The sequence below is a fragment of the Streptomyces sp. NPDC107517 genome (assembly GCF_055582645.1).
The window spans coordinates 62810-86104 of record NZ_JBVJPM010000004.1 but is presented as its reverse complement, the minus strand read 5'-3'; the positions used below and the strand labels follow the sequence as shown (position 1 = coordinate 86104).

Genomic DNA, 23295 nt, shown 5'->3' with positions numbered 1-23295 from the left:
CGAGCCTAATCCAAGCCTCCGGCGCCCCGCGCCCCCGGCCACGGGCCGGACGGTACGGGTCCGGCGGCACGGATACGGGGCCCGCCGCCGATTGACGCCCGGCGTCAATTGAGTGGCTCCCCCGGCCCCCTGCCCCGTAAGTTTCGTACACCAGCCGCGCCGCTTACCAGCACTCCCAGGGGGACCCGTTCCGATGTCCGTCACCGCTCTCAGACGGGCCGCACACGAGAGTGTGTCCGGTCTGCCGCGCCAGTTCTGGTGGCTGTGGACCAGCACCCTGATCAACCGCCTGGGCGGCTTCGTCCTCACGTTCATGGCGCTGTACCTGACCACCGAGCGCCACTTCTCCGCGTCGTTCGCGGGCCTCGTCGCCGCGCTCATCGGGCTCGGCGGAATGATCGCGTCGGTGGTCGGCGGGGTGCTCGCGGACCGGATCGGGCGGCGGCCCACCCTCCTGACGGCACAGCTCGCGACCGCCGCGACCGTCGCCGTCCTCGCCTTCGTGCGCGACCCCGCCGGGATCGCGGTGACCGGCTTCCTGCTCGGTGTCGCCTCGAACGCGTCGCGGCCAGCCGTGCAGGCGATGATGGCCGACCTCGTCGCGCCGAAGGACCGCGTGCGGGCGTTCTCCCTCAACTACTGGGCCATCAACCTCGGCTTCGCCGTCTCCTCCGTCTACGCCGGTTTCCTCGTCGCCGCCAGCTACACCGCCGGCTTCCTCCTCGAGGCCGCGATGACGCTGGCCTGCGCGGTCCTGGTGTTCGTGAAGGTGCCCGAGTCGCGGCCCGAGCGCGCCGCGCCGAAGGCCGACGCGACGCCCGTCGCCGACGTGACGATGCTGACCGTCCTGCGCGACGGCCGGTACATGCTCATGGTCGGCCTCTCGTTCCTCATCTCCGTCGTCTTCACGCAGTCCTCGTCCGGCCTGCCCATCGTCATGGGGCAGGCGGGGCTGAGCAGTTCGGACGTCGGGCTCGTCGCCGCCGTCAACGGCATCGTGATCGTGGCGCTGCAGATCCCACTCACCCGCTTCATCGAGAAGCGCGACGCGGGCCGGCTCCTGACGGTCTCCTCGCTCCTCATCGGCTACGGCTTCGCGCTCACCGCGTTCGCCGGGTCGATGGCCGCGTACGCCCTGATCGTGGTCGTGTGGACCCTCGGCGAGATGGTCAACGCCCCCACCCAGTCCGGTCTCGTGGCGCGGCTCGCCCCGACCCACGGACGCGGCCGCTACCAGGGCATGTACTCCATGTCGTGGTCGGTGGCGGCCCTGGTCGCGCCGCTCGCGTCGGGCGTGACGATCGACCGGTTCGGCGCGGGGTGGCTGTGGGCGGGCTGCGCGGTGATCGGGACGGTCGCGGCGGCCGGGTACTGGATCCTGATGCGAGGGCTGCCCCCGGAGGAACACCCCGTCGCACCCGTCCCCAGCCCCGAGAAGACCCGGACCGAGCCCGAGCTCACCGCCTGACACTCACCGCCCGACGCTCACCGCCCGACCGACGACCGCTGTGCGTCGTACAGGTTCCGCGGCCGGACCGTGTCCGACACCCCGTCGCCGTACAGCTCCAGCCGCGCGTGCAGGTCGCCGGTGAAGTCCGGGACATCGATCTGGTCGAACTCGCGGACGGTGTTGACGGCGACGGTCGCGCTGTACGGCGCGAGTCCGTCGAGGCGCATCAGACCGGCGCGCTGGTTCGTGACGCGGATGTTCCAGTGCGTGAAGCGCGCGCCGAAGAGCGGTCCCGCCGAGGCGTCCCCTCCGTGGCGGCCGTTGTTGTTCACCGTGATGTCCGTGCGCACGTTCGCGAACGGCATGCCGCGGTGCGAGTCGAACGTGCCCATCTCCATCTCGCCGCGCGACCACACGTTGTACGACGACAGGCCCTCGACGTTGATGCCGTGCAGCTGTGTGCCCGCGGGGGCGGGGACGGTGCGCTGCTCGATCGTGAACGACTCGACGAGGTTGTCGTGGGAGCCCTCGCGGCAGAAGTACGGGTGGTGCGAGCCGCGGCCCGCGACGCGGGTGCGGCGCAGGGTGCAGGCGGACGCGGCGACCAGGCCGAAGCCGTTGTCGACGTGGCGGACGGTGACGTCGTCGGCCCAGCAGTCGTACGCGCACTGGAACGCGACGCCGTTGTAGCCCTTGTCCAGGAGGTGCTGGGACTGCGGGGTCTCGACCGCTTCGAGGGTCAGCGCCTCGACGCCCGAGCCGGTCAGGGCGCCGACGTGCGTGGTCAGCCGCGGGTCCCACTCCGGGCGCACGTCAAGGGGGAGCGGGCGTTCGAAGGTGACGCGGCGGCCGTGCACGGACTCGATCCGTACGGGCCATTCGTAGGGGACGTACGAGGTCAGCTTGGTCTTGTCGTCCCAGAAGTACGCCTCGGGGCCAGGGCCGCCGCCCGCCATGTGTTCGAGGAGGGTGTGCCCGGAGTCGTCGGCGAGGCGCAGGAGGACCAGGTCGCCGCGGGAGAGGCGGGACGCGTCGGCGACCGTCACCGACCAGGAGCCTCGGGTGGCCGGTTCGACCGCCGTCAGTGTGTCCCACTCGTCGCGCTTGTTGCCCGTCCAGCCCTCGAAGGGCCAGGCCTTCGCCCTGATCGCGTCGGTCAGGGTGCGGAAGCGGTCCTCCGGGCAGAGCCAGACCAGGCCGCCCGCCCAGGACCAGCTGGACTTGTCGCCGCCGTAGCGGGAGCCGTAGACGCCGATGAGCTCGGTGAGGCTGCGGGTCGCGTACAGCTTGGTGCGGGTGCTGCCCGCGCCGCGCAGGACGACGCCGCTGTGGCCGATGCGGATGAGGTCGTCGATGCGGTACGTGCCCGGGGGCAGGTGGACCGTGCCCCCGCCGGCCCGTCCGGCGTCGGCGAGGGCACGGTTGATCGCGGGGGCGGCGTCGGCCGAGCCGTCGGGCAGGGCGCCGTAGTCGCGTACGACGTCGGCGACGACGCGGGGGCGGGCGAAGCCTTGCCGGCCCCCGCGGTATCCGGCCCGTCCGACGTAGGGGATCTGCGGGTGCGTATAGGGGGTGCGGGTGAACTCGCCCCAGACGGACGGCACTTCACCGGACCGGGCCGTGGCGGCCCGCGCGCCGGTCCCCGTCGCCGTCATGGCCGCCACCGCGATCGCGCTGCCCAACAACCCGCGTCTGCCGAGGTTCTCCACCGCCGCCACCCTCCACACATTCCATACGTTCAACTATGTGAACGTCGTTCATGTCTGCGTCGGCCGTGAGCATGCCACGGCGACCCCCGTGACGGAAGGGGGCGTGCAGCAGTGAACGGGCGGGAGGGAAGGGCTACTTGGTGGGGCGCTGGGTCAGATTCGTGAACGCGTCGAGGTTGCGCGTGGACTCCCCGCGCGACACCCGCCAGGCGTACTCGCGGCGGATCGCGCTCGCGAAACCGAGCTCCAGAAGCGTGTTGAACGCGCCGTCCGCGGCCTCCAGGACCGAGCCGAGGAGGCGGTCGACCTCGTCCGGGGTGACGGCCGCGAGGGGCAGCTTGCCGGTGAGGTAGACGTCGCCGAGCTGATCGACCGCGTAACTCACGCCGTACAGACGGAGGTTGCGCTCCAGGAGCCAGCGGTGGACGCCCCGCTCGTTCTCGTCCGGGTGCCGGATCACGAACGCGTTCAGCGAGAGCGAGTGCTTGCCGACGAGCAGCGAGAGCGTCGTCGACAGCTTGCGCGTCCCGGGCAGCTTCACGACGTACGAAGAGCCGGGCTCGGGGCTCTCCCACTCGAGCTCGGCCTCGGTGAGGACCTGCTCGATGACCGCCGCCGCGCCGGCCATGGTGCTGTCAGCCATGCAGCGAGGGTACGTGACGGGGGTGGCGGTGCTCGTAGGTGGCCGCCGTGTACACATCGGCCGTCGCGGAGGCCGCGGTGTCCCAGCCGAAGCCCTGCGCGTGCGCCGCCGCCGCGGCACCCATGCTGTCCACAAGCTGTGGACGGTCGGCGAACTCGCCGAGCCGGCGCGCGTACGCCGCCGGGTCGTGGCCCGGGACCAGGAAGCCGGTCGACTCGTCGCGCACGGCGACGGGCAGACCGCCGACCGCGGCCGCGATCACCGGCGTACCGGCCGCCTGCGCCTCTATGGCGACGAGCCCGAAGGACTCGTTGTACGACGGCATGACGAGGACGGACGCCGCGCGGAACCAGTCCGCGAGCTGGTCCTGCCCGACCGGCGGGCGGAAGCGGACGACGTCGGCGATGCCGAGCTTGGCGGCGAGCTTCTGCAGCCCCTCCGGCTTGGCCAGACCGCTGCCGCTGGGGCCACCCACGACGGGCACGACCATCCGCGAGCGCAGCTCGGGCCGCTCGTCGAGGAGGACGGCGACGGCCTTGAGCAGGATGTCCGGGGCCTTCAGGGGCTGGATACGGCCCGCGAACAGCGGGATGAGGGCGTCCTGGGGCAGGCCGAGGCGGTGCCGGGCGGCGGCGCGGCCGTCGGCGGGACAGAAGCGCTCCAGGTTCACGCCGGGGTGGACGACCGCGACCTTGCCGGCGTCGGCCTCGTAGTGGCGTACGAGCTCGTCGGCCTCCTCCGCGGTGTTCGCGATGAGGCGGTCGGCGGCGCGGACGATCTGGGTCTCGCCGATGACGCGCGCGGCGGGCTCGGGGGTGTCGCCCTCGGCGAGCGCGGCGTTCTTGACCTTGGCCATGGTGTGCATGGCGTGCACGAGGGGGACGCCCCAGCGCTCGGCAGCCAGCCAGCCGACGTGACCGGAGAGCCAGTAGTGCGAGTGGACGAGGTCGTAGTAGCCCGGCCGGTGGCCCGCCCACGCCTGCATCACGCCGTGCGTGAAGGCGCACAGCTGGGCCGGCAGCTCCTCCTTGGCGAGGCCCTCGTACGGGCCCGCGTCCACGTGCCGGACCAGGACGCCGGGCGACAGCTCGACGGCGGGGGGCAGCGCGCCGGTCGTGGCGCGCGTGAAGATCTCGACCTCGATGTTGATCGCGGCGAGGCGCTTGGCGAGCTCGACGATGTAGACGTTCATGCCGCCCGCGTCGCCCGTGCCGGGCTGGTGGAGCGGCGACGTGTGCACGCTCAGCATGGCGACCCGACGCGGTCTGCGGTGCGCGCCGGGGAACCTGAGCCGCTGGGACGAGGCCCCGGAACGGCGGAGCCTGGACACGTACTGGCTCACGTGGCGGTCCTCCTTGCTGCGGGCACGGCTTCGGGGGCCCGTGACCGCGGGCACCGAGCCCGGGCGCGAACCCTCCTTCAGCGGCTGCAACACCGGATCCCTCCGCTCCATTTCCGTTTTGCCGAATCATTACCGTCGGGGACTCAACCCGGGGACCGCGGACCCGGGCGCATACCCTCGTAGCCATGAGCCCGCGCCCCCCGTCCCGCCCCGTGGGAGCGGTCACACGCGGGACCACCAACCCCAATCGCCTGCGCCGCATGGACCGCTGGATCGCGGCCACGCACGGCGCCGCCCTGCGCCGCGCCGACCACCCCGTCGCCGTCGACCTCGGCTACGGCGCCGCGCCCTGGACCGCGGTCGAACTGCTCCAGCGGCTGCGCACCGTGGCGCCACGCGCGTGCGTGGTGGGCATCGAGATCGAGCCCGCGCGGGTCGCCGCCGCCCTCCCCTACGAACGGGACGGCCTCACCTTCCGGCACGGCGGCTTCGAGGTGCCCCTCCCCCACGACCCGCTCCTGATCAGGGCCGCGAACGTGCTGCGCCAGTACGACGAGGACCAGGTCGCCGAGGTCTGGCGGCGGCTGACCGCGCGGCTCGCGCCCGGCGGGCTCCTGGTCGAGGGGACCTGCGACGAGATCGGCCGCCGCCACGTGTGGGTGGCGCTCGGGCCGGAGGGCCCGCGCACGGTCACCTTCGCGACGCGCCTCGGCTCCCTCGACCGCCCCTCCGACCTCGCCGAGCGGCTCCCCAAAGCGCTGATCCACCGCAATGTGCCGGGCGAGCCGGTCCACGCGTTCCTGCGCGACTTCGACCGCGCCTGGGCGGCGGCCGCCCCCTACGCCTCGTACGGGGCGCGGCAGCGCTGGATCCGGACGGCACGGGCGCTGAGCACGGACTGGCCGGTGCTCGACCGGCCCGCGCGGTGGCGGCAGGGGGAAGTGACCGTCGCCTGGGGTGCGTTGGCGCCACGGGGCTGACGACGGACCGCCCGGAGCCGGAGGGAACGATCTCGCAGGTCCGTACGTCAGACGATGCGGGAAGGGGCGTACGGGGTTGAGGGGGCGGTCCGGGAGCGGATGGGGAGTTGTTGCCCGGGTCTGTCACATTCGGCGCCGCCATGGCACCATCCCCAGGGCATCCGTAAGTTACTGACGGTAAATCAGTTCTGGTGAGTCTTCACTGCTTGGGGGCGGAGCGCGATGAGCAAGCGGACCACGACAGTCATGGCGGCCGTTGCACTGGTCAGCGCGTTGACCGTACTGACGGCGCCGGGCGCCGCGTACGCGAGTCCCGCGCGGCCCGCGCCGCCGTCGACGGCGGACAGAGGCCCGGACCTCGAGGCGGTCCGCGCCAAGCTCGACGGGCTCTACCACGACGCGGCCGTCGCCACGGAGGCGTACAACGCGGCCGAGGAGAAGGCCCACAAGCAGTCGGGACAGATCGTCCAGCTGGCCAAGGACATCGTCGCCGGCCAGAAGAAGCTGGACCGCCTGAAGTCCCGCGCGGGCGCCGCGGCCCGCCAGCAGTACCGCGACGGCGGGATGCCGCCGGAGGCGCAGCTGATGCTCACGGACGACCCCTCGCGGTTCCTGGACGGCGCGGACCGGATGCGGCAGGGGCAGCACGCCACCAAGGGACTCATGGGCGAGCTGACCCGGACGCAGGAGGACCTGCAGACGTACGCCCAGGACGCCACGCGGAACTGGAAGAAGCTCGAGGCCAACCGCGTGGACAAGGCCCGGGCGAAGAAGAGGATCAAGAGCAGGATCGCGGAGGCCGAGAAGCTCGAGTCACAGCTCGAGAAGAAGGAGCGGGAGCGCCTGAAGCAGCTGGAGCAGCAGGCCGAGTACAAGCAGCAGACGGCCTGGCTCAGCTCGGGGGTCCTCAAGGACATCAAGGGCAGCGCGTCGGCGCGGGGCAAGAGGGCGGTCGCGTTCGCCACCGGCCAGCTCGGCAAACCGTACGTGTGGGGCGCCGAGGGGCCCGGCTCGTACGACTGCTCGGGGCTGACCTCGCAGGCCTGGTCGGCGGCCGGGCGGCCGATCCCGCGGACCTCGCAGGAGCAGTGGAAGCAGCTCAAGCACATCGACATCAAGGACATGCGTCCCGGCGACCTGATCATTTACCACGACGACGCCAGTCACGTCGGGATGTACATAGGGGACGGCGCGATCGTGCACGCCCCCCGGCCCGGGCGGAACGTCACGGTCGCGGGCGCCGGCTCGATGACGATTCTCGGGGTCGTCCGCCCCGACGCGTAAGGGCCCGCGCGGGGCCGGCTGCCGTGACCTGGGCCACGTGACCCACCGCACTCCGAGGCCCCCGGTTGCAGGGAAACGACGTGACCTTCGTCATCCCCGAAAGGGTCGATCGGCCCTTTGGCGTGCCCAATTCCGTTAGCTGACGCGGCATATGACAGTGGCGGTTTGCCTCTCACCATTCCGTTGCCGGGCCGCCTACCGCTAAGGTCCACCGTCGGTGGTGCGACGATCCTTCGCTCCACCACGCCCTCGGGGGGAGGGAAGGAACCGAGCGATGCCCGTACCCGTACCGCGGCAGAGAGCGATCCCGGCCGTGGAAGGTGGTCAGGCTCCGACTGTGCCGACACCGCCCGTCACGCTGCCCCGGCAGCCCACGGCCTCCGGTGCCCAGAGCGGCGGAGGTGGCCCTCTGACGCTCCTCGTCATCGAGGACGACCCCACCGCCTCCCTCGGCGTGCCCGAACTGACCGACTCGGCGGGCAAGCCGATCCGCGTCCGTACCGCCCGCAACCTCACCGAGGCCGAGCGGCTCCTCACCGACGACGTCCACTGCATCCTGCTCGACCTCGCCCTGCCCGCGCCCGGCGCGGCCACGGACGCCGACGAGCTGGAGACACTCCGGCACGTCCTGCGCCTCGCGCCGCGGCACGCCGTCCTCGCCCTCACCGCGTCCGGCGACGCGGAGCGCGGCGCCGAGGCCGTGCGCGTCGGCGCCCAGGACTATCTGTTCCGCGACGAGCTGGACGGCCGCCTCCTCGGCCGCGCCGTCCGCTACGCCGTCGAGCGCAGGCGCGCCGACGTCGCCCAGCGCAAGCTCGCCGAGTCCCGGCTGCGCGCCCAGGAGAACGCCCGCCTGGAGCGCGGCCTGCTCCCGACGCCGCTCCTGGACGGCTCCCCGCTGCGCTTCGCGGCCCGCTACCGCCCCGGCCGCTCCCGCGCGCTGCTCGGCGGCGACTTCTACGACGCCGTCCGTACGCCCGACGGCACGGTGCACGCCATGATCGGCGACGTCTGCGGGCACGGCCCCGACGAGGCGGCGCTCGGCGTCGAACTGCGCATCGCCTGGCGGGCGTTGACGTTCGCCGGCCTGTGCGGCGACGAGCTGCTCTCGACGCTCCAGCAGGTCCTCGAACACGAGCGGGCGGACGACGAGATCTTCGCGACGCTGTGCACGGTCGACATCTCCCCCGACGGCCGCCGCGCGGGCCTGTGCCTGGCCGGGCACCCGTCGCCGCTGATCTCCCGTCCGACGTACACCCGGGTCCCCGGCTCCGCCCGCGTCCCCGGGACCCCGACCGCCGAGCTGCTCCCGTACGAGGACAACGGCCCGGCGCTCGGTCTGCTGCCGCGCGCCCGCTGGCCGCGCCGCCACGTGGAGCTCGGCCCGGCGTGGAGCCTGATGCTCTACACGGACGGCCTGATCGAGGGGCGGGTCGGCGACGGCAGGCAGCGCCTCGGCCAGGAAGGCATGGTGGACATGGTGCGCCGCAGGCTGGCGGAGGGACTGCGCGGCGAGGAACTCATCGACGCGACGGTGAACGAGGCCCGCGACCTCAACGGCGGCGACCTCACGGACGACGTGGCCGTCGTCCTCCTGGACCGGGGGAACTAGCCACTGAACCGGGGCGCCGACCGCGCCCCGGGGGGCCGGGGGGCTCAGCGCCCGCCGTTGTACGGCCCGTACGGACCGTCGCTGCTGGAGCCGCCGCCGCGTCGGCCCCGGCCGCCACCCGACACCTGCTGGAGCGCGGGCCGCACGTCCACGAAGAAGACGATCGTCGCGACGAGCCCCGCGAGCTGGAGGAACAGCATCGGGATCAGGAGATTCACCGCGACCGCGATACCGAGGATGATCAGCCAGAACATCTTGTTCTGCTTGTCCGCCGCGCGGAACGCGTCCTCGCGCGAGAACGCGGCCATCACCAGAGCAACCACCGCGAGCACGAGCATGGCGGTGTAGAGCAGCCACATCAAGCCGCCGAAAGCCGACATCAGCACAACGCCCACCACCCGAGTCAGATCAGTCCTACGCGGTCACCGTACCCGGTGAACGGGCCGGACACTCGGTAAGTGCCCGGCCCGCCCCCCGGTACGCTCCGTACCGCTTTCCTCACCCCGCCGTGCCGCTACTTCGTGGAAGGCGTGGTCTTCTTCACGGTCGTCGTCTTCTTGGCCGGGGCCTTCTTCGGCGCCATCGGCTTCCTGGCGGACGCGTCGGCCTGCTGGGGCTTCGCGGCGCCCGGCTCGTCGGCCACGGCGACGGGCTCCGCTTCCGGCTCGACGGCCTCGGCGACCTCGAGGATCTCGTCGGCCGCCTCACCGCGCCAGGCCCGCACGGTCTCCTCGCCGTGCTCGGCGACCTTCTCGTACGTCTCGCGGGCCTTGACGGCGTACTCGGCGGCGACGCCGACACCGCGCAGCGCGAGGTCCTGAGCGGTCTCGCCGATCTTCTTCAGGTCGGTGTCGAGGGTGCCGAGCACCTCGTTGACCTTGGCCTGGATGGCCGCCTGGGCCTCCTTGGCGCGGCCGGCCGCCTTCTCCTGAACGTCCTTCGGATCGGTGTTGCGCACGGCCTCGAACCGGGCCGGGGCCTCGGCACGCAGCTGCTCCACGATGCCGGGCACCTTCTTCGCCTGCTGGTAGGCGAGCTCGGCCGTGCCGGCGGCGAAGTAGAGGGGGGTCGGGTTGCTGAGGGTCTTGCGCAGGTCGTCGGTGATGGCCATGGCGTGGTCCTCCCGGATCACATCGGCTTCAGCTTGAGGGTTCGGCACCGCTGTCCCCGGCCGTGCGGGGGCCGTCGGCGGGGTGTTCCTGACGGTTGTGCTGCGCCTCGGTCCCGTTCTCTTTCCTGAAGGACTCGTAGATCTGCAACAGCACTTGTTTCTGGCGTTCGTTGAGCGAGGAGTCGGCGAGGATGACGGCGCGCGTCTCCACCTCTTCCCGGTCCCGCTCCGCATCGAGGATCCCGGCCCGCACGTACAGCGTCTCCGCGGAGATCCGCAGGGCCTTGGCTACCTGCTGGAGAACCTCCGCGCTCGGCTTGCGAAGACCGCGCTCGATCTGGCTCAGATACGGATTGGACACCCCGGCGGCGTCGGCGAGCTGCCTGAGCGAGAGCTGCGCACTGCGGCGCTGCTCGCGCAGGTACTCACCGAGGTTGCCGACGTTGAGCGATGCCATGTTCCGATAGTGCCTCGCCGGTGCTAACTATTGCAAGCGACTGCTTGCAATAGTGTGCCACGCCACCCGGAAGGCGGCGCGAGCCCGGTCCGACCCGGGCGAAAGGCCCTCCGAAGGCCCCGCGACAGGCCCTAGGCGCGAGGGCCCGCCTCCGGTTCCCCGTCGAGGACTTGGGCGCTGCCCACGGGTCCGTTCCTGACCGGCCGGGTGAGGATCTTGGCGACGCACGCGGGTATGACCGCGCCGGGCTCGTGACTGCGGGCCCGGTACGCGCTCGGGGTCTCGCCGACCAGCTCGGTGAAGCGCGAGCTGAACGACCCCAGCGACGTACAGCCGACCTCGAAGCAGACCTCCGTCACGCTCAGATCGCCCCGCCGCAGCAGCGCCTTGGCCCGCTCGACGCGGCGGGTCATCAGATAGCTGTACGGGGTTTCGCCGAAGGCGGCACGGAAGCTGCGGGAGAAGTGGCCGGGCGACATGTGCGCGGCGCGCGCCAGGGCCGCGACATCGAGAGGCTGTGCGTAGTCCCGGTCCATCATGTCCCGGGCCCGGCGCAGCCGTACGAGGTCATCGAGCGTCACGCTGCCAGCGTACGGCGGGGCCCGGGTCCCCGTACGGCCACTCGCCGTACCGCCCCGCAAAGCCGCGACTCCGCAACCGCGACAGATAATCCGCAACGGATCGAATTCGTTACCCTGGCACTCATGACCTCCATGGCACCCACCCGCACCGAACCGGACCTCTCCTTCCTGCTCGACCGCACCAGCCATGTGCTGCGTACGCAGATGGCGGCGGCCCTCTCCGGGATCGGCCTCACGGCCCGCATGCACTGCGTACTGGTGCACGCCCTCGAGGAGGAGCGCACACAGGCGCAGCTCGCGGAGATCGGCGACATGGACAAGACCACGATGGTGGTGACGGTCGACGCGCTGGAGAAGGCGGGCCTCGCCGAGCGGCGCCCGTCCGCGCGGGACCGGCGGGCGCGGATCATCGCGGTCACGGAGAAGGGCGCGCAGGCCGCCGTGGAGAGCCAGGCGATCGTCGACCACGTCCACGAGGAGGCGCTCGGCTCGCTCCCCGAGACGGAGCGCGAGGCTCTGCTGCGAGCGCTCAACGCCCTGGTCGACGGCCACCTGGCCACCCCGCCCGAGAGCCCGCACCCGGCCCCCCGGAGGGCGCGCCAGCACTAGCCCCGACCCCTCTCGCCACCCCACTCCCCGACCCACCCCCACATGCACCCGTAAAAGATAGTCCGCAACAGAACTATCTGCTACGGTCATTCCTGTTGGCTCGCCGCGGCTCCCGCAGTGACCCTTTGACAGGAGATGACCGTAAATGGCTGCCGTTTCCGCACCACTTCACGCCCTTCCGGCGCTCCTCGCCCCCCAGCGCTCCCGGTGGCCGGCCCTCGGTGTCCTGGCCACGGGGATGCTGATGACGGTCCTCGACGGCAGCATCGTGACCGTGGCGATGCCTGCCATCCAGAGCGATCTCGGGTTCACCCCGGCCGGACTGAGCTGGGTCGTCAACGCCTACCTGATCGCGTTCGGCAGCCTGCTGCTGCTCGCCGGGCGGCTGGGCGACCTCGTCGGGCGCAAGCGGCTGTTCCTCGCGGGCACGATGGTCTTCACCGCGGCCTCGCTCCTGGTCGGCACGGCCACGAGCCCCGAGGTCCTGATCGCCGCGAGGTTCCTCCAGGGCGTCGGCAGCGCGCTGGCGTCCGCCGTCGGTCTCGGCATCCTCGTCACGCTGTTCACCGAACCGCGCGAACGAGCCAGGGCCATCGCCGTGTTCAGCTTCACCGGCGCCGCCGGGGCCTCGATAGGGCAGGTCCTGGGAGGCGTGCTCACCGACGCGCGCGGCTGGCACTGGATCTTCTTCATCAACCTGCCCATCGGGCTCGCGGCCCTCGCGGTCGCCGTGCCCGCCCTGCCCCGCGACCGCGGCCTCGGACTCAGGGCCGGCGCCGACTCGGCCGGCGCGCTGCTCGTCACCGGCGGCCTGATGCTCGGGATCTACTCCGTAGTCAAGGTCGAGGAGTACGGCTGGACTTCGGCGCGCACGCTCGGGACCGGGGCCGTCGCCGCGCTGCTGCTCGCCGGGTTCTTCGTCCGGCAGGCCAGGGCCCGTACGCCGCTCATGCCACTGCGGATCCTGCGCTCACGCAGCGTCGCCGGGGCCAACCTCGTCCAGATGCTGATGGTCGCCGCGCTCTTCTCCTTCCAGATCCTCGTCGCCCTCCACCTCCAGAACGTCCTCGGCTACGGCGCCGCGGAGACCGGCCTCGCCATGCTCCCGGCGGCCGCCGCCATCGGCGCGGTCTCCCTCGGCGTCTCGGCCCGCCTGTGCGCCCGCTTCGGCGAACGGAACGTGCTGCTCGCCGGGATCGTGCTCCTCATCGGCGTACTCGGACTCCTCGCCCGTGTCCCCGTGCACGCGCACTACGCCACCGACATCCTCCCGGTGATGTTCCTCGCGGCGGGTTTCGGCCTCGCCCTGCCCGCGCTGACCTCGCTCGGCATGTCCGGGGCGAGCGAGGCCGACGCCGGGCTCGCCTCCGGCCTCTTCAACACCACCCAGCAGATCGGCATGGCCGTCGGCGTCGCCGTGCTCTCCACGCTCGCCGCGTCCCGCACCCGCTCGCTCACCGCGCACGGCGCCACCCGCGCCGAGGCCCTCACCAGCGGCTACCACCTGGCCTTCACGGTCGGCACGGGTCTGCTCGTCGCCGCGTTCCTGCTCGCTCTCGTGGTGCTGCGCAGGCCCCGTACGACGACCTGACCAGCCCCGCCCGCCCACGACCGCGACATCCACCGACGGAGGCGTCATGACAGCGAAGAGCGGCCCCGCACCCCGGATCCTCACCGACGAAGAGCTCCACATGCTGCTCTCCCGCAGCCGGTTCGGAACACTGGCGAGTGTCCGGCGCACCGGGCACCCGCACCTGTCCACCGTGCTGTACCACTGGAGCCCCGAGGAGCGCGTCGTGCGCGTCTCCACCACGGCCGACCGGATCAAGGCCCGCCTGCTGCGGAGCGACCCGCATGCCGCGCTGCACGTCAGCGGCCCCGACGTGTGGTCCTTCGCGGTCGCCGAGGGCGAGGCCGAGGTGTCGGAGGTGACGGCCTCGCCCGGTGACCCCGTCGGACGCGAACTGCTTGCCATGACACCGGGGTTCGGCGACCCCGAGCAGGAGACGGAGTTCCTCGCGCAGCTGGTCGAGGAGCGCCGCGCGGTGATCAGGCTCCGCGTCTCCCGCCTCTACGGGACGGCCCTCGACATCCCGAAGTGAGCGGGCGCCTCAGGCCGCGTCCGGGCCGAACGGCAGCGGCCGGCTGTGCACGACGTCGAGGCGGGAGACGGCTCGGGTCAGGACGACGTACAGCCGGTGCAGGCCGCGGCGCTCGGCCTCGGCGACGGCGGCCGGCTCGACGGCGACGACATGGTCGTACTCGAGGCCCTTGGCGACATAGGCCGCGAGGACGGTCACGCGAGCCCGCGGATCATCCGGCCCACCCACCTCGATGCCCTTGCTGATCAGGGCGGTTCGCAACAGCTGAACCGTCTCCTCGTCGGCCGCGACGACGCCCACCGACCCCTCGTACGCCAGCGCCTCGTGCACGGCTTCGACACTCTCCGCGATCACGTCGTCAGTCCGTCGCATCCTCAACTCGCCGTCCTGGCGCAGGGAACGGGCGGGCGGCACGTCCACGTCGAGGAGTCCGAGAAGGCGGTTGGTGAGGGCGACGACCTCGCCGGGGACACGGAACCCCGTCGTCAGGGGCGCGACCAGGGCGTCGGGCTTGCCCAGGTGGCCGAGCAGCTCGGCCCAGGTACGGGCTGCCCACGGGGTGGTGCCCTGCGCGAGGTCACCGAGGACGGTGAGCGAGCCGTACGCGGCACGGCGCGCGATCGACCGGGCCTGCATCGGGGAGAGGTCCTGCGCCTCGTCGATGACGATGTGCCCGTAGCCGGCGGGGTGTTCGAGGAGCCCGGCGACCTCGTCGAGGAGTACGAGATCGGCCGCCGACCAGGAGGCCGAACGGAACGAGCGCGGGGGTTTCGCCCACAGGATCGACCGCTGCTCGTCGGCGTCCAGGATCCCGTCCGCCGCGGCGGCGAGAGCGTCCGCGTCACCGAGGAGCCCGGCGACGACCTCCTCCGGCCGCACCCTGGGCCACACCGCGTCGACGTACGCGCTCATCGGCCGCGCCCTGCCGACCTTCTGCAGCCAGAGGTTGTTCACCGGTCCCGACCTGCGTTCGGCCTGCTCCTGAAGGTGCCGCACGGCCCGGCTGCGTACGCGCTCCCGCCCGATCGCGTACGGCGGCTCCTCCTCGCGTACGCCCGCCACGATCCGCCCGAGCACGCCGGCCGGCACCCGCCAGCGGTAGGAACCGTCCGCGATGGCGACGGAGTCGGCGGCCTCGGGCCGTACGCGGGAGTAGAGGGCGCGGTGCAGGACGTCGGCCATGCGGGCGTCGTGTTTCACGGCGGCCGCGGCTTCGGCGTCCTCGTACGTCCGCGCCCTGGCCACCGCCGTGCTGCTCTCCTCGACGAGGATCTCCTCGACGGTGGACTGCCGCACGCCGCTCTCGCCGAGCGCGGGCAGCACCTCGGAGATGTAGGTGAGGAAGGTGCGGTTGGGGCCGAGGATGAGGAGTCCGCCGCGCTGGACGCGCTGGGGGTGGGTGTAGAGGAGGTACGCGGCCCGGTGCAGGCCGACCGCGGTCTTTCCGGTGCCGGGGGCGCCCTGCACACAGACGGAGGTGCCGAGATCGGCGCGGACGAGGTCGTCCTGGTCGGGCTGGATGGTGGCGGCGATGTCGCGCATGGGGCCGACGCGGGGGCGCTCGATCTCGCGGGCGACGATTCGGCTGCCCTCACCCGAGCCGGAAACGGGAGCGGCACCGGGCTCCTCCCCGGCCCCGCCCTCCACCGTGAGCCACTCGTCCTCCAGGCCGGTCAGATCGGCGGAGTCGCCTTTGCTGGCGGGGGCCCATCCGAAGCGGCGCCGGACCGCGACGCCTTGCGGTTCCTGAGGTCCGGCCTGGTAGAAGGCGCGCGAGACGGGGGCACGCCAGTCGACCACGAGGGGCGGGGCGGCCGGGTGCTCACTGACGCGGCGCCGTCCCACGTGGTAGCTCTGCCCGGCGTGGTCGCCGTCACCGTCCGCGAAGTCGAGGCGCCCGAAGAAGAGCGGGACCTCGGGCAGTTCGTGCAGTTCCTTGGCCTTGCTGCGCAGCTGGTACCCGAGCACTTCGGCGTCGGCCCCGGAGGCGGAGGCGTTCTCGCCGACGATCACCTGTTCGTCGGCGCCTTCGATCATCGCGGCGAGGGCGGCGCGGCAGAGGTCGTGGTGGTGGCGTTCCTGGACGAGGGCACGGAGATCGGCGGAATCGGTCACCGAACGAGAATAACGTAACCGAGTAACATTTTTTACTCACCCTCAGGTTGCGAACCGTCCTCAGGTTGCGAGCCGCCCGCGCCCTCGGACCGTGAGCCGCCCGCGACCTCCCCGCATCAGCCCCCGCGCTACTACCTGCGCCGCTCCCCGCACCCGGCCCCTGCGCCAAGCCCCCGATCCAACTGCCGGAACCCCAGCTCGGCGGCCTCCACCGCATCCGGCCACACCGCGTCGGCGCTCTCCCCCGCGGCGATCCGACGCCAGTTCTCCATGGCGAGAACCCGCTGCACGGCAAAGATCTGTCCGGCCCCGAGCGCCGCCCCGACCCCCTCGCCGAGCGCGCCCGCCAGGATCTTCTCCGACCGCTCCTGGTACCCGTACGCCCGCGCGACCAGAGACGGGGTGCCGTAGAGCAGCCGGTGAAAGGCGAGCACCGCGGGGTGGTCGTTCAGCCCGGTCACCGGGTCGCGCCGCTCGAGCCCGTCGAGAAAGTGCGCCCGCAGCGCGGCGAGCGGGGTCACGCCCTCGCCCCGCCCGGCGACGACGCGCGCGGCCTCGTCCTCGTGATCCGCGAACCGGTGCAGGACCAGGTCCTCCTTGGTGGGGAAGTACCGGAACAGGGTCGGCTTGGAGATCTCGACGGCGGCCGCCACCTCGGCGACGGACACCTTGTCGAACCCCTTCTCCAGGAACAGCCCGATGGCCGCCTCGGAGATCGCCTGATACATCCGCCGCTTCTTGCGCTCGCGGAGGCCCATTTCGCCGGTCTCGCCACTCATGGACGGAAGCGTACGCATGGCGGGCGTTACCCGGCCGGAGCCCTTCGCCAGGAGGGCGCCGCGGCCAGAATCCACAGATCGTCGAAGTGCTTGATCCAGCTGGCGATCGCGGCGTCATCCGCCGTCGCGCCTTCACGCGTCCAGACGTTCAGGTCCGTGTTGTAGCCCTTGGGGTCGTAGAACTCGGGGTCGGAGCTGTGCAGCACCGTGCGAGCCACCACGTCGTAGAGGCCGTGGAGCACCTGTTCCCTGTTGAAGATGCAGATCTTGTCCCGCGGGATCCCGGGATAGAGCCGGTACTCACACTCGACCGTCATCCTGCCCGCGTCAGTAAGGCGTGTCGCGAGTCCCGCCAGTATCTGGTCGTACTCCCGAATCTTGCGTTCCAGACGCCTGCGGAACTCCGGATCGTCCACAGGCACCCCGCCCTGCCCTACCCGTGAAGGCACCGTCATCGGCTGCCCGAAATCCGGGACCAGCACCCTGACGGTGACACGCCTGGTCAGGCCGGAGTCCTCCATCAGCCCCTCAAGCCGGTGGTAGAGCTCGTTGTAGAGCGTCTCCCCCGTGTAGCCGAGAAAGCTGATCTCGACCTTCCTGGCACGGAACGCCTCGCTCACGTAGCCACCGAGGTCCCGCGAGTTCACCATGCCGCGCGCCGGCAGCCTGACCGACGAGGTGAGCTCCTTCAACGCGTCGTAGAGGACATACGCCACCAGGCTGAGCAGAGCCCCGTTGAGATACGCCTTGCCCTCCAGAGCGTCCCCCACCGGCTTGACGAACTGGGCGAGCAGACCGATGGCGAAGATTCCCAGGAGCACGACACGCATGACCCACGGCTCGAATCGGGCCTGGAACCGCCTGAGGCGCCGGCCCACGCCTCCTCTGGGCCGCCCGGCTCCACTGGACATGCACAGTCCCCCTCCGCGAGGCGCGCGACTGGCGGACGGACGTCACGCGCCTGTCAGAGGCCCTGCTGTCCTTGAGCCGCCATGATCCCCTCTTGGCAGCACACGGACAAGATAGGGATTCGTCACGTGGCGCCTCCGCAGCCCCAGATTCGCTGTGGCCGCATTGAGCGTCATCGCGTACGAGTCGACCGCCCGGCGGACGTTGGGGGCATCGAGGTTGGCGTTGGAGACGAGCCGGTCCAGGTCCACATAGGCGGACCGGACGGTCTCCAGGTTGCGGTAGAAGCGCCTGTCGTCCTCCCAGCCCTTGGTGTACTCGTCGGGCAGCTGACGGCTCCAGCGCGCGAACATGCGGTCCTGGATCTCCGGAGCCGTCGGCGTCAGGTGCATGTGGCGGATCAGGTCGTACAGGGGGTCCCCGACCATCGCCATCTCCCAGTCGATGAGGACAAGGCCGCAGCCGTCCTCGCGGCGCACGAGGTTCCATGGGTTGAGGTCGCCGTGCAGGAGGACGGAGGTCCGCAGGGCCGGCGGCCCCACGGTGAGCAGGTCGTCCAGGAAAGCGTGGTCGGGCAGGCCGAGCTGCCTCCCGAATTCCTTTGTGCCGCGCGGCAGTTCCTGCACGAGCCGGCCCATCTCCACCCTCAGGAGATGGCTGAAGTCCTCGGCGGGCCCTTCGCCGCTCAACGAGGAATGGTCGATCTGCGTCAGCTCGCAGAGCTGATCCACCAGGTCGTCGGCCTCCCGCGGGGTCAGGCCGTCCACGGGGTGGGCCGGTCTCGCGCGCCGGCCCACCGGCCCTTCGTAGGTGTGGATGGTGAACTCGTCACCGAGCTCGCTGATGCCCCGGGCCAGCGCTCGCGGGGCACGCACGTCCCGGCCGGCCTCCTCGATCGCCCGCAGGACGTCGTACTCATCGAGAAAACGCCGCTCCAGCGGGGTGGCCGAACTCGCCTTGCGCCGCACCATGACGCGGTGGGGGAAACCATTCACCTTCACGACCGTGCTCAGGTGGGCCGTCCCCTTGAACACCTGGTCCGCGGGCGCGGCCCCCTCCGCGTACAGGGCTCTCGTCACCGCCTGGTCGGGGAAGTCGGGGTGCGGCAGGTCCCTGTCGTCGCGCACCCAGAAGTACTGGGCCGTGTCCCGGTCGACGGCATGCCGCCCGCCCCTCGACTTCTGCCAGCGGTAGAGGATCTTCGTGATCGTGGTCTCGTCCGGCACGCTCGTGAGCTTCAGCGGCTCCCGCGCGGTCTCCAGGGCCCGGTGCACCTCGCGGGCCGCGGCGTCCAGGTCCGCCTGGGCGTAGTGGCCGAGAAGTGAGTTCGCAGCCCGCATCACGTCCGGGTAGACGGACTGGGCCCGCTCGAAGTCCACGTAATGATCGAGATCCTGCTCGAAGCCGTTCACGGCGGCGGGGCGCCGCTTCAGCATCGCCTTGCACCACGCCTCCTGCACCGCCCGCCACTGGGCGTCCGGGTACTGCATCCGCACCAGGTGGGTGGCGAGGTCGTGCAACGGGTCGCCGTAGGAGGCGAGCTCCCAGTCGACGCCGATCAGGGGCGGGGCGTCGCTGTAAGGGAGGATCACGTTGTCGCGGTGCAGGTCGGTGTGGAGCAGGCTGAACGGGCGGCTGATCAGCGTCGGAAGCCGCTCCGCGTAGTACGTCAGGGCGCGCTCGCTCACCCCCAGCTGAGCGAACAGGCCACCAAAAGCGGCCCAATTGGGCCGCCTGACCTGCTCCTCCGCAGCGAGCACGAGCGCTCTCAGGTACGACGTCCTGCCCTGGTTCTTCCGCGGCCAGTGCGGCGGCAGCGGGGGCAGCGCGCTCCGCTTCACCTGCGTCATGTCTGCGAGCAGCTCCGCCAGGGCGCTGATCACGGTCCCGTCGACCTTGGTGCCGCTGGGGCAGACGCTGGACAGCGGAATGCCGTCCACAAAGCTGAGCACGGTAGTGCCCTGACGCCTGAACAGGCACTCGGGCACATGGGGCAGCGCCCCGCGCACCGCGCCGAGTACGGCCGCCTCGTCCTGCCAGGTCCTGATGACCACGGGCAGCGCATCCCCGATCGGCTCCCGCACGATCACGTACTCGCCTTGCGCGCAGCCCAGAATCCGGCGCTCGCCCTCGCCGGGCATCACCACCCAGTTCTGGTTGTGATGCCCCCCTACGGGTTCCCCCTGCTTCTTGGCACGGTTGATGAAGCTGATGTACGCAGAGTCCGTCGCAGCCGCGAAGACGGGGGGACAGGGCGCAGGCGAACCACCCACGGGCCACTCCTGGATAGTCATGCGAAGCCGGTGGAAATTGTGCACACCCTAATGGCCGCGCGAGATCCCGACGACTCGAGTCCGCCAATCCATAGGCCAATGGGGGACACGACCGTCTTGGCATTCGACTGACGCGCGCCTCAGACGCGTTCGGCGATCAGGTTCCAGACGGAATCGAACCAGGCCCCCATGCTCTCCACGAAAACGGATCCGCGGGAGTTGGGATCGCCGTCCGTCACGTAGTGCGTGAGTGTCGCCCCGAGGCCCAGGACGTCGAGCGCCGCGATCTCCTCACCGCTGTCCAGCACGACCGGCCGCTCGACGACCTCGTACGGACCGTGCAGTGCGTCGGTCCCGTTGAGCAGGTAGAGCTTGAAGGTCGGCGTGAGTGCCGCGTAGCGCATCTCGATGTCGGCGGCCGGGACCAACCCCTCCGCCCGCAGCTGGCGTAGCTCCCGGCGCAGTGAGGACGTGTGGCGGCGCGTGATGCCGTGCAGGCGGTCCCGCAGTCTCGGATCCTCGGAGGGGTCCAGTGCGCGCGGGTAGGGCAGCTCAAGGGACTCGGAGGGCAGCAGCATGCGCAGGGTGATCCGCTGCGGGGAGATCTCGCCGGCCCGGATCCGCTCGGTCTGGAGCCGGATGTGCGTGTCGAGCGACTCGGACGTCAGCGTATAGACATCCAGCGTGACCTCGGCGCGCTCGAACGCCTCGCTGATCAGCGGGCCGAGGGACACTCGGCCCTCCCGCGACGCCTTCGCCGTGTAGGACTGGATCCGCTGCGTCTTGACCACTCGGGATCCACTGCCCTGGCGGGACTCGATCCAGCCCTCGCTCGCCAGCTCCCTCAGGGCTCGCTGCACAGTGTCTCTGGAGACCCCGAATTCCGTGGCGAGCTCCCGCTGTGGCGGCAGGAGGCTCTTCAAGGGGTAGCGTCCATCGGCCATTCGGGCGCGCAGCGTCTCGGCAACGCGCCAGGTCTCCCTGCCGCCGCCGTCCCGTCCCAGCACACCGGCCATAGGAGGACCGTACCTCTTTCAGGTCCGCGACCACACCGAAACCAGTCAACTTTCCTTCCATTGCGGGCCGTTGGTTAGCCGATCATTCAGCCAGGGAAAATCCAATTCAAGTCAACCAGTCCAATTGGACGGGTAGTTGATCACTTAGAAGTACGTACCAAGGGGTGGGAACATGGTCATCATTCAGTTGCTGTCGACCCTGGTGGCCCTCGGCTTCGAGCAGCTCGTCCAGTGGCGCTACGGGGCTTTCGGACTCTTCGCCCTGGTCCTGCTCACCGCGAGCATCCGGATGCGCAGCGAGAAGTGGCTCGCCGTCGGCGCCATCCTTCTTGTGCTGCTGACCATGCAGGCCTGAAGGCGCCTGAAGCCGTCAGCACCGCTCCCGCAGCACTCCCAGGAGCGGTGCCAAGGACGTCACCACCGCCTCCGCCCCCGCCTCCCTCAGCACCTTCGCCTTGCGTTCGTTGCGGGCGTAGCCGAGGAAGGCGATGCCCGCCGCGGTTGCCGCTTCGAAGTCCGAGGGGGTGTCGCCGATCATCAGGGACGCTTCGGGGGTCGCGCCCAGGGCGCCGAGGGCGCGTTGCACGCAGTGCGGGTGGGGCTTCAGGAGGTGGAGGTCCTGGGTCCGGCCGTATATGTGCGGGGTGAAGCAGCCGGCGAGGCCGCGCGTGGCCAGGTAGCGGGACGCCACCGCCGGGGAGTTGTTCGTCGTGACGGCCAGATGGGCACCCCTCGCGAACCACGTCCTGATCAGCGGGTCGGCGTACTGCGTGGGCCACGCCGAGGCCACCGCCGTGAGCTCCTGCTGGGTGAGGCGCTCCTCCAGCTCGACGACCAGGTCGCTGCCGGGGCGCCGGCGGTCGACGGCGCGCAGGACGGCGTGCGGGTCCGGTTCGTCGCGCTCCTCCTCGCTGAGCAGACCGCGCAGCCCGCGCTCCTCGAGCCACCGCACCTGTTCGACGGCCACCCGCTCCGCCGAGTGCCCCGCGAAGAGCCGGCAGATCGGCCCGTCGAAGTCGAAGAGCACGAAGCGCGCCCTTTTGATCAGTTCCCGCAGTGATTCCGTCGCTTCAGCCACCGGAACAGTCTGCTTCGTTGCATCAGAAGTCACTAGGAGAGTGTCAGGTCCGTGGTGATGGTTTCCCAGAGGGCGTCGAACCACTTCTGCGATTCCTCCACGAACGCCGTGTCCCGCTGCCCGGCCCGCTTCTCGAACGAGAACAGCAGCGACTCCGTGCCGAGCGTGTCGTACATGTCGAGCGTGCCGCTCTCGATCTCCTCCTCGCGCCGCGTGACCAGGTAGTAGGAGAGGAGCGCCTCATTCCCGTTGAGCAGGTAGAGCTTGACCGGCGGAGTGAAGGGAAGCGCGCGGAACGTGACCCGTACGTCGATGCCGTGCGAGGACCGCAGCGAGCGCAGATTGTGGCGCAGGACCTGGCCCTGCGCATTGCGCTGGTCCAGCCAGCGCTGGTGCACGACATCACGCTCCCCGGCTCCCGCGTCCTCGACCGATACGGGGAAGGCGAGATTGATGTCCCTGCCCGGCAGCAGGATGCGCACGTCGACCGAGTCGGGGCGTATACGGCCCTCGTGGATGAAGCGCAGCGGCTCGCCGAGCGCCAGCATCAGGGTCTCCGCGGTGAGGCAGACGGCGTCGATCCGCACCTGCGGCGACGCGAACGCCTCGGACAGGCGCGGCGCCAGGCCGACCATCGTGCGCTGCGGTTCGTCGCGGGCCGGGGCCTGCTCGGCGATCCTCGGCGGGCTGCCCTTGCTCACGTTGCTGAGCAGGCCGTCCTCCTGGAGGGAGCGCAGGGCCTGCCGCACGGCGCCGCGCTCCACGCCGAACTCCTCGGCCAGCTCCGCCTGCGTCGGCAGCCGCTCGCCGGCGCGCAGCTCACCCGCCTTGATGCGCTCCCGCAGGACGTCGGCGATCTCCTGTGGTGAGGACCTTCTGCTGCCGTTCACTGCAACGCTCTCCTGAGTCACAACCAAACGCTACAACTAACCACCACTTGGCGGGAGTTGTTGAAAAGTTGTTTATTCATCGTGACCAAGTGGGGACAACTTCATCGTAGTTGGTTACCAACTTGGAGCAAGATGGCCGAAGGAGGAACCACCATGCCCGTCCTCACCTTCTTCTCCGCCGTATTCGTGATCACCTTCGAGCAGCTGGTCCAGTGGCGCTACGGTCCCGTCGGGATCACCGGCCTGCTGCTCCTCACGATCGGCGTCAAGGCGAAGAGCCCCACCTGCAGCTCCGTCGGCGCCGTACTTCTGGCTCTGATGATCGCCGGACCCGCGCTCTGACACAGGCGGGTCC

At 70.9% G+C, this 23295-nt stretch carries 24 protein-coding genes; 10 read left to right on the top strand and 14 right to left on the bottom strand.

Annotation, left to right across the window (positions count from 1 at the left end):
* The first annotated feature begins 193 nt into the window (after positions 1-193).
* On the top strand, positions 194-1468 hold the full coding sequence (locus ACZ67T_RS11255; protein WP_469983222.1) for an MDR family MFS transporter: 1275 nt from the start codon (positions 194-196) through the stop codon (positions 1466-1468).
* A 17-nt stretch (positions 1469-1485) separates the two neighbouring features.
* Here the strand turns inward: ACZ67T_RS11255 and ACZ67T_RS11250 are convergent, their stop codons facing one another.
* Positions 1486-3105 (bottom strand): glycosyl hydrolase family 28-related protein, encoded by a 1620-nt coding sequence (locus tag ACZ67T_RS11250; RefSeq protein WP_469983220.1) that lies wholly within the window; start codon positions 3103-3105, stop codon positions 1486-1488.
* Here ACZ67T_RS11250 and ACZ67T_RS11245 point away from each other — a divergent pair.
* Positions 3104-3274 (top strand): hypothetical protein, encoded by a 171-nt coding sequence (locus ACZ67T_RS11245; RefSeq protein ID WP_469983219.1) that lies wholly within the window; start codon positions 3104-3106, stop codon positions 3272-3274. The two genes, ACZ67T_RS11250 and ACZ67T_RS11245, sit on opposite strands and share 2 nt — an antisense overlap.
* An 18-nt stretch (positions 3275-3292) precedes the next feature.
* Here the strand turns inward: ACZ67T_RS11245 and ACZ67T_RS11240 are convergent, their stop codons facing one another.
* Both ACZ67T_RS11240 and mshA read right to left on the bottom strand, forming a co-directional pair.
* Entirely contained in the window at positions 3293-3787 is a 495-nt protein-coding gene (locus tag ACZ67T_RS11240; protein ID WP_469983764.1) for a type III secretion system chaperone family protein, read from the bottom strand.
* Positions 3788-3794: 7 nt separating this feature from the next.
* On the bottom strand, positions 3795-5144 hold the full coding sequence (gene mshA / locus ACZ67T_RS11235; protein ID WP_469983218.1) for a D-inositol-3-phosphate glycosyltransferase: 1350 nt from the start codon (positions 5142-5144) through the stop codon (positions 3795-3797).
* 185 nt (positions 5145-5329) lie between these two features.
* Here mshA and ACZ67T_RS11230 point away from each other — a divergent pair, with 185 nt between their 5' ends.
* The 3 genes from ACZ67T_RS11230 (at position 5330) to ACZ67T_RS11220 (ending at position 9020) form a co-directional block, all read left to right on the top strand.
* Positions 5330-6124 carry a class I SAM-dependent methyltransferase gene (locus tag ACZ67T_RS11230; protein ID WP_469983216.1) on the top strand — a complete coding sequence of 265 codons (795 nt, stop codon included), beginning with the start codon at positions 5330-5332 and terminating at the stop codon, positions 6122-6124.
* A gap of 222 nt (positions 6125-6346) precedes the next feature.
* Positions 6347-7408 carry a C40 family peptidase gene (locus ACZ67T_RS11225; protein ID WP_469983215.1) on the top strand — a complete coding sequence of 354 codons (1062 nt, stop codon included), beginning with the start codon at positions 6347-6349 and terminating at the stop codon, positions 7406-7408.
* A gap of 274 nt (positions 7409-7682) precedes the next feature.
* Entirely contained in the window at positions 7683-9020 is a 1338-nt protein-coding gene (locus ACZ67T_RS11220) for a PP2C family protein-serine/threonine phosphatase (RefSeq protein WP_469983213.1), read from the top strand.
* A gap of 44 nt (positions 9021-9064) precedes the next feature.
* On the opposite strand, the gene ACZ67T_RS11215 is transcribed toward ACZ67T_RS11220, so the two are convergent.
* From ACZ67T_RS11215 to ACZ67T_RS11200, 4 genes are all read right to left on the bottom strand, one after another.
* Complete coding sequence (locus tag ACZ67T_RS11215; protein ID WP_100595782.1) at positions 9065-9406, bottom strand: DUF2516 family protein; 342 nt, start codon at positions 9404-9406, stop codon at positions 9065-9067.
* A gap of 128 nt (positions 9407-9534) precedes the next feature.
* A complete protein-coding gene (locus ACZ67T_RS11210; protein ID WP_469983211.1) occupies positions 9535-10131 on the bottom strand; it encodes a hypothetical protein in 597 nt (198 codons plus the stop codon).
* Between the two features lie 28 nt (positions 10132-10159).
* Positions 10160-10588 carry a helix-turn-helix domain-containing protein gene (locus ACZ67T_RS11205; RefSeq protein WP_469983209.1) on the bottom strand — a complete coding sequence of 143 codons (429 nt, stop codon included), beginning with the start codon at positions 10586-10588 and terminating at the stop codon, positions 10160-10162.
* A 131-nt stretch (positions 10589-10719) separates the two neighbouring features.
* Entirely contained in the window at positions 10720-11169 is a 450-nt protein-coding gene (locus ACZ67T_RS11200) for a helix-turn-helix transcriptional regulator (RefSeq protein ID WP_469983207.1), read from the bottom strand.
* A gap of 123 nt (positions 11170-11292) precedes the next feature.
* Here ACZ67T_RS11200 and ACZ67T_RS11195 point away from each other — a divergent pair, with 123 nt between their 5' ends.
* From ACZ67T_RS11195 to ACZ67T_RS11185, 3 genes are all read left to right on the top strand, one after another.
* Positions 11293-11778 carry a MarR family winged helix-turn-helix transcriptional regulator gene (locus ACZ67T_RS11195; RefSeq protein WP_469983206.1) on the top strand — a complete coding sequence of 162 codons (486 nt, stop codon included), beginning with the start codon at positions 11293-11295 and terminating at the stop codon, positions 11776-11778.
* A gap of 145 nt (positions 11779-11923) precedes the next feature.
* Entirely contained in the window at positions 11924-13369 is a 1446-nt protein-coding gene (locus ACZ67T_RS11190) for an MFS transporter (RefSeq protein WP_469983204.1), read from the top strand.
* Between the two features lie 46 nt (positions 13370-13415).
* Positions 13416-13880, top strand: coding sequence for a TIGR03618 family F420-dependent PPOX class oxidoreductase (locus ACZ67T_RS11185; protein WP_469983203.1), 465 nt, complete (start codon positions 13416-13418; stop codon positions 13878-13880).
* A 9-nt stretch (positions 13881-13889) separates the two neighbouring features.
* On the opposite strand, the gene ACZ67T_RS11180 is transcribed toward ACZ67T_RS11185, so the two are convergent.
* From ACZ67T_RS11180 to ACZ67T_RS11160, 5 genes are all read right to left on the bottom strand, one after another.
* Positions 13890-15995 carry a HelD family protein gene (locus ACZ67T_RS11180; protein WP_469983201.1) on the bottom strand — a complete coding sequence of 702 codons (2106 nt, stop codon included), beginning with the start codon at positions 15993-15995 and terminating at the stop codon, positions 13890-13892.
* 131 nt (positions 15996-16126) lie between these two features.
* Positions 16127-16774 carry a TetR/AcrR family transcriptional regulator gene (locus ACZ67T_RS11175; protein WP_469983200.1) on the bottom strand — a complete coding sequence of 216 codons (648 nt, stop codon included), beginning with the start codon at positions 16772-16774 and terminating at the stop codon, positions 16127-16129.
* Between the two features lie 26 nt (positions 16775-16800).
* Positions 16801-17604, bottom strand: coding sequence for a hypothetical protein (locus ACZ67T_RS11170; RefSeq protein WP_469983198.1), 804 nt, complete (start codon positions 17602-17604; stop codon positions 16801-16803).
* A 123-nt stretch (positions 17605-17727) separates the two neighbouring features.
* Positions 17728-19956, bottom strand: coding sequence for an aminoglycoside phosphotransferase family protein (locus ACZ67T_RS11165; RefSeq protein ID WP_469983197.1), 2229 nt, complete (start codon positions 19954-19956; stop codon positions 17728-17730).
* 140 nt (positions 19957-20096) lie between these two features.
* On the bottom strand, positions 20097-20972 hold the full coding sequence (locus tag ACZ67T_RS11160; protein ID WP_469983195.1) for a GntR family transcriptional regulator: 876 nt from the start codon (positions 20970-20972) through the stop codon (positions 20097-20099).
* 172 nt (positions 20973-21144) lie between these two features.
* Between ACZ67T_RS11160 and ACZ67T_RS11155 the strand changes: the two genes are divergently transcribed.
* On the top strand, positions 21145-21327 hold the full coding sequence (locus ACZ67T_RS11155; protein WP_469983193.1) for a hypothetical protein: 183 nt from the start codon (positions 21145-21147) through the stop codon (positions 21325-21327).
* Positions 21328-21342: 15 nt separating this feature from the next.
* On the opposite strand, the gene ACZ67T_RS11150 is transcribed toward ACZ67T_RS11155, so the two are convergent.
* Positions 21343-22083, bottom strand: a complete 741-nt coding sequence (locus tag ACZ67T_RS11150) for an HAD family hydrolase (RefSeq protein ID WP_469983191.1) — start codon at positions 22081-22083, stop codon at positions 21343-21345.
* Complete coding sequence (locus ACZ67T_RS11145; protein ID WP_469983189.1) at positions 22083-22967, bottom strand: GntR family transcriptional regulator; 885 nt, start codon at positions 22965-22967, stop codon at positions 22083-22085. The genes ACZ67T_RS11150 and ACZ67T_RS11145 overlap by 1 nt, the downstream gene beginning before the upstream one ends.
* A gap of 126 nt (positions 22968-23093) precedes the next feature.
* Between ACZ67T_RS11145 and ACZ67T_RS11140 the strand changes: the two genes are divergently transcribed.
* Positions 23094-23282 carry a hypothetical protein gene (locus tag ACZ67T_RS11140; RefSeq protein WP_406105647.1) on the top strand — a complete coding sequence of 63 codons (189 nt, stop codon included), beginning with the start codon at positions 23094-23096 and terminating at the stop codon, positions 23280-23282.
* Positions 23283-23295 lie beyond the last annotated feature (13 nt).

What these genes read in the sequence shown, in the direction of transcription:
- ACZ67T_RS11140 (WP_406105647.1), top strand. Translation starts at nt 23,094, where the DNA reads ATGCCCGTCCTCACCTTCTTCTCCGCCGTATTCGTGATCACCTTCGAG.
- ACZ67T_RS11240 (WP_469983764.1), bottom strand. Translation starts at nt 3,787, where the DNA reads ATGGCCGGCGCGGCGGCGGTCATCGAGCAGGTCCTCACCGAGGCCGAG.
- ACZ67T_RS11255 (WP_469983222.1), top strand. Translation starts at nt 194, where the DNA reads ATGTCCGTCACCGCTCTCAGACGGGCCGCACACGAGAGTGTGTCCGGT.
- ACZ67T_RS11205 (WP_469983209.1), bottom strand. Translation starts at nt 10,588, where the DNA reads ATGGCATCGCTCAACGTCGGCAACCTCGGTGAGTACCTGCGCGAGCAG.
- ACZ67T_RS11170 (WP_469983198.1), bottom strand. Translation starts at nt 17,604, where the DNA reads ATGCGTGTCGTGCTCCTGGGAATCTTCGCCATCGGTCTGCTCGCCCAG.
- ACZ67T_RS11185 (WP_469983203.1), top strand. Translation starts at nt 13,416, where the DNA reads ATGACAGCGAAGAGCGGCCCCGCACCCCGGATCCTCACCGACGAAGAG.
- ACZ67T_RS11210 (WP_469983211.1), bottom strand. Translation starts at nt 10,131, where the DNA reads ATGGCCATCACCGACGACCTGCGCAAGACCCTCAGCAACCCGACCCCC.
- ACZ67T_RS11195 (WP_469983206.1), top strand. Translation starts at nt 11,293, where the DNA reads ATGACCTCCATGGCACCCACCCGCACCGAACCGGACCTCTCCTTCCTG.
- ACZ67T_RS11190 (WP_469983204.1), top strand. Translation starts at nt 11,924, where the DNA reads ATGGCTGCCGTTTCCGCACCACTTCACGCCCTTCCGGCGCTCCTCGCC.
- ACZ67T_RS11160 (WP_469983195.1), bottom strand. Translation starts at nt 20,972, where the DNA reads ATGGCCGGTGTGCTGGGACGGGACGGCGGCGGCAGGGAGACCTGGCGC.
- ACZ67T_RS11245 (WP_469983219.1), top strand. Translation starts at nt 3,104, where the DNA reads ATGGCCGCCACCGCGATCGCGCTGCCCAACAACCCGCGTCTGCCGAGG.
- ACZ67T_RS11220 (WP_469983213.1), top strand. Translation starts at nt 7,683, where the DNA reads ATGCCCGTACCCGTACCGCGGCAGAGAGCGATCCCGGCCGTGGAAGGT.
- ACZ67T_RS11250 (WP_469983220.1), bottom strand. Translation starts at nt 3,105, where the DNA reads ATGACGGCGACGGGGACCGGCGCGCGGGCCGCCACGGCCCGGTCCGGT.
- ACZ67T_RS11225 (WP_469983215.1), top strand. Translation starts at nt 6,347, where the DNA reads ATGAGCAAGCGGACCACGACAGTCATGGCGGCCGTTGCACTGGTCAGC.
- ACZ67T_RS11230 (WP_469983216.1), top strand. Translation starts at nt 5,330, where the DNA reads ATGAGCCCGCGCCCCCCGTCCCGCCCCGTGGGAGCGGTCACACGCGGG.
- ACZ67T_RS11155 (WP_469983193.1), top strand. Translation starts at nt 21,145, where the DNA reads ATGGTCATCATTCAGTTGCTGTCGACCCTGGTGGCCCTCGGCTTCGAG.
- ACZ67T_RS11175 (WP_469983200.1), bottom strand. Translation starts at nt 16,774, where the DNA reads ATGAGTGGCGAGACCGGCGAAATGGGCCTCCGCGAGCGCAAGAAGCGG.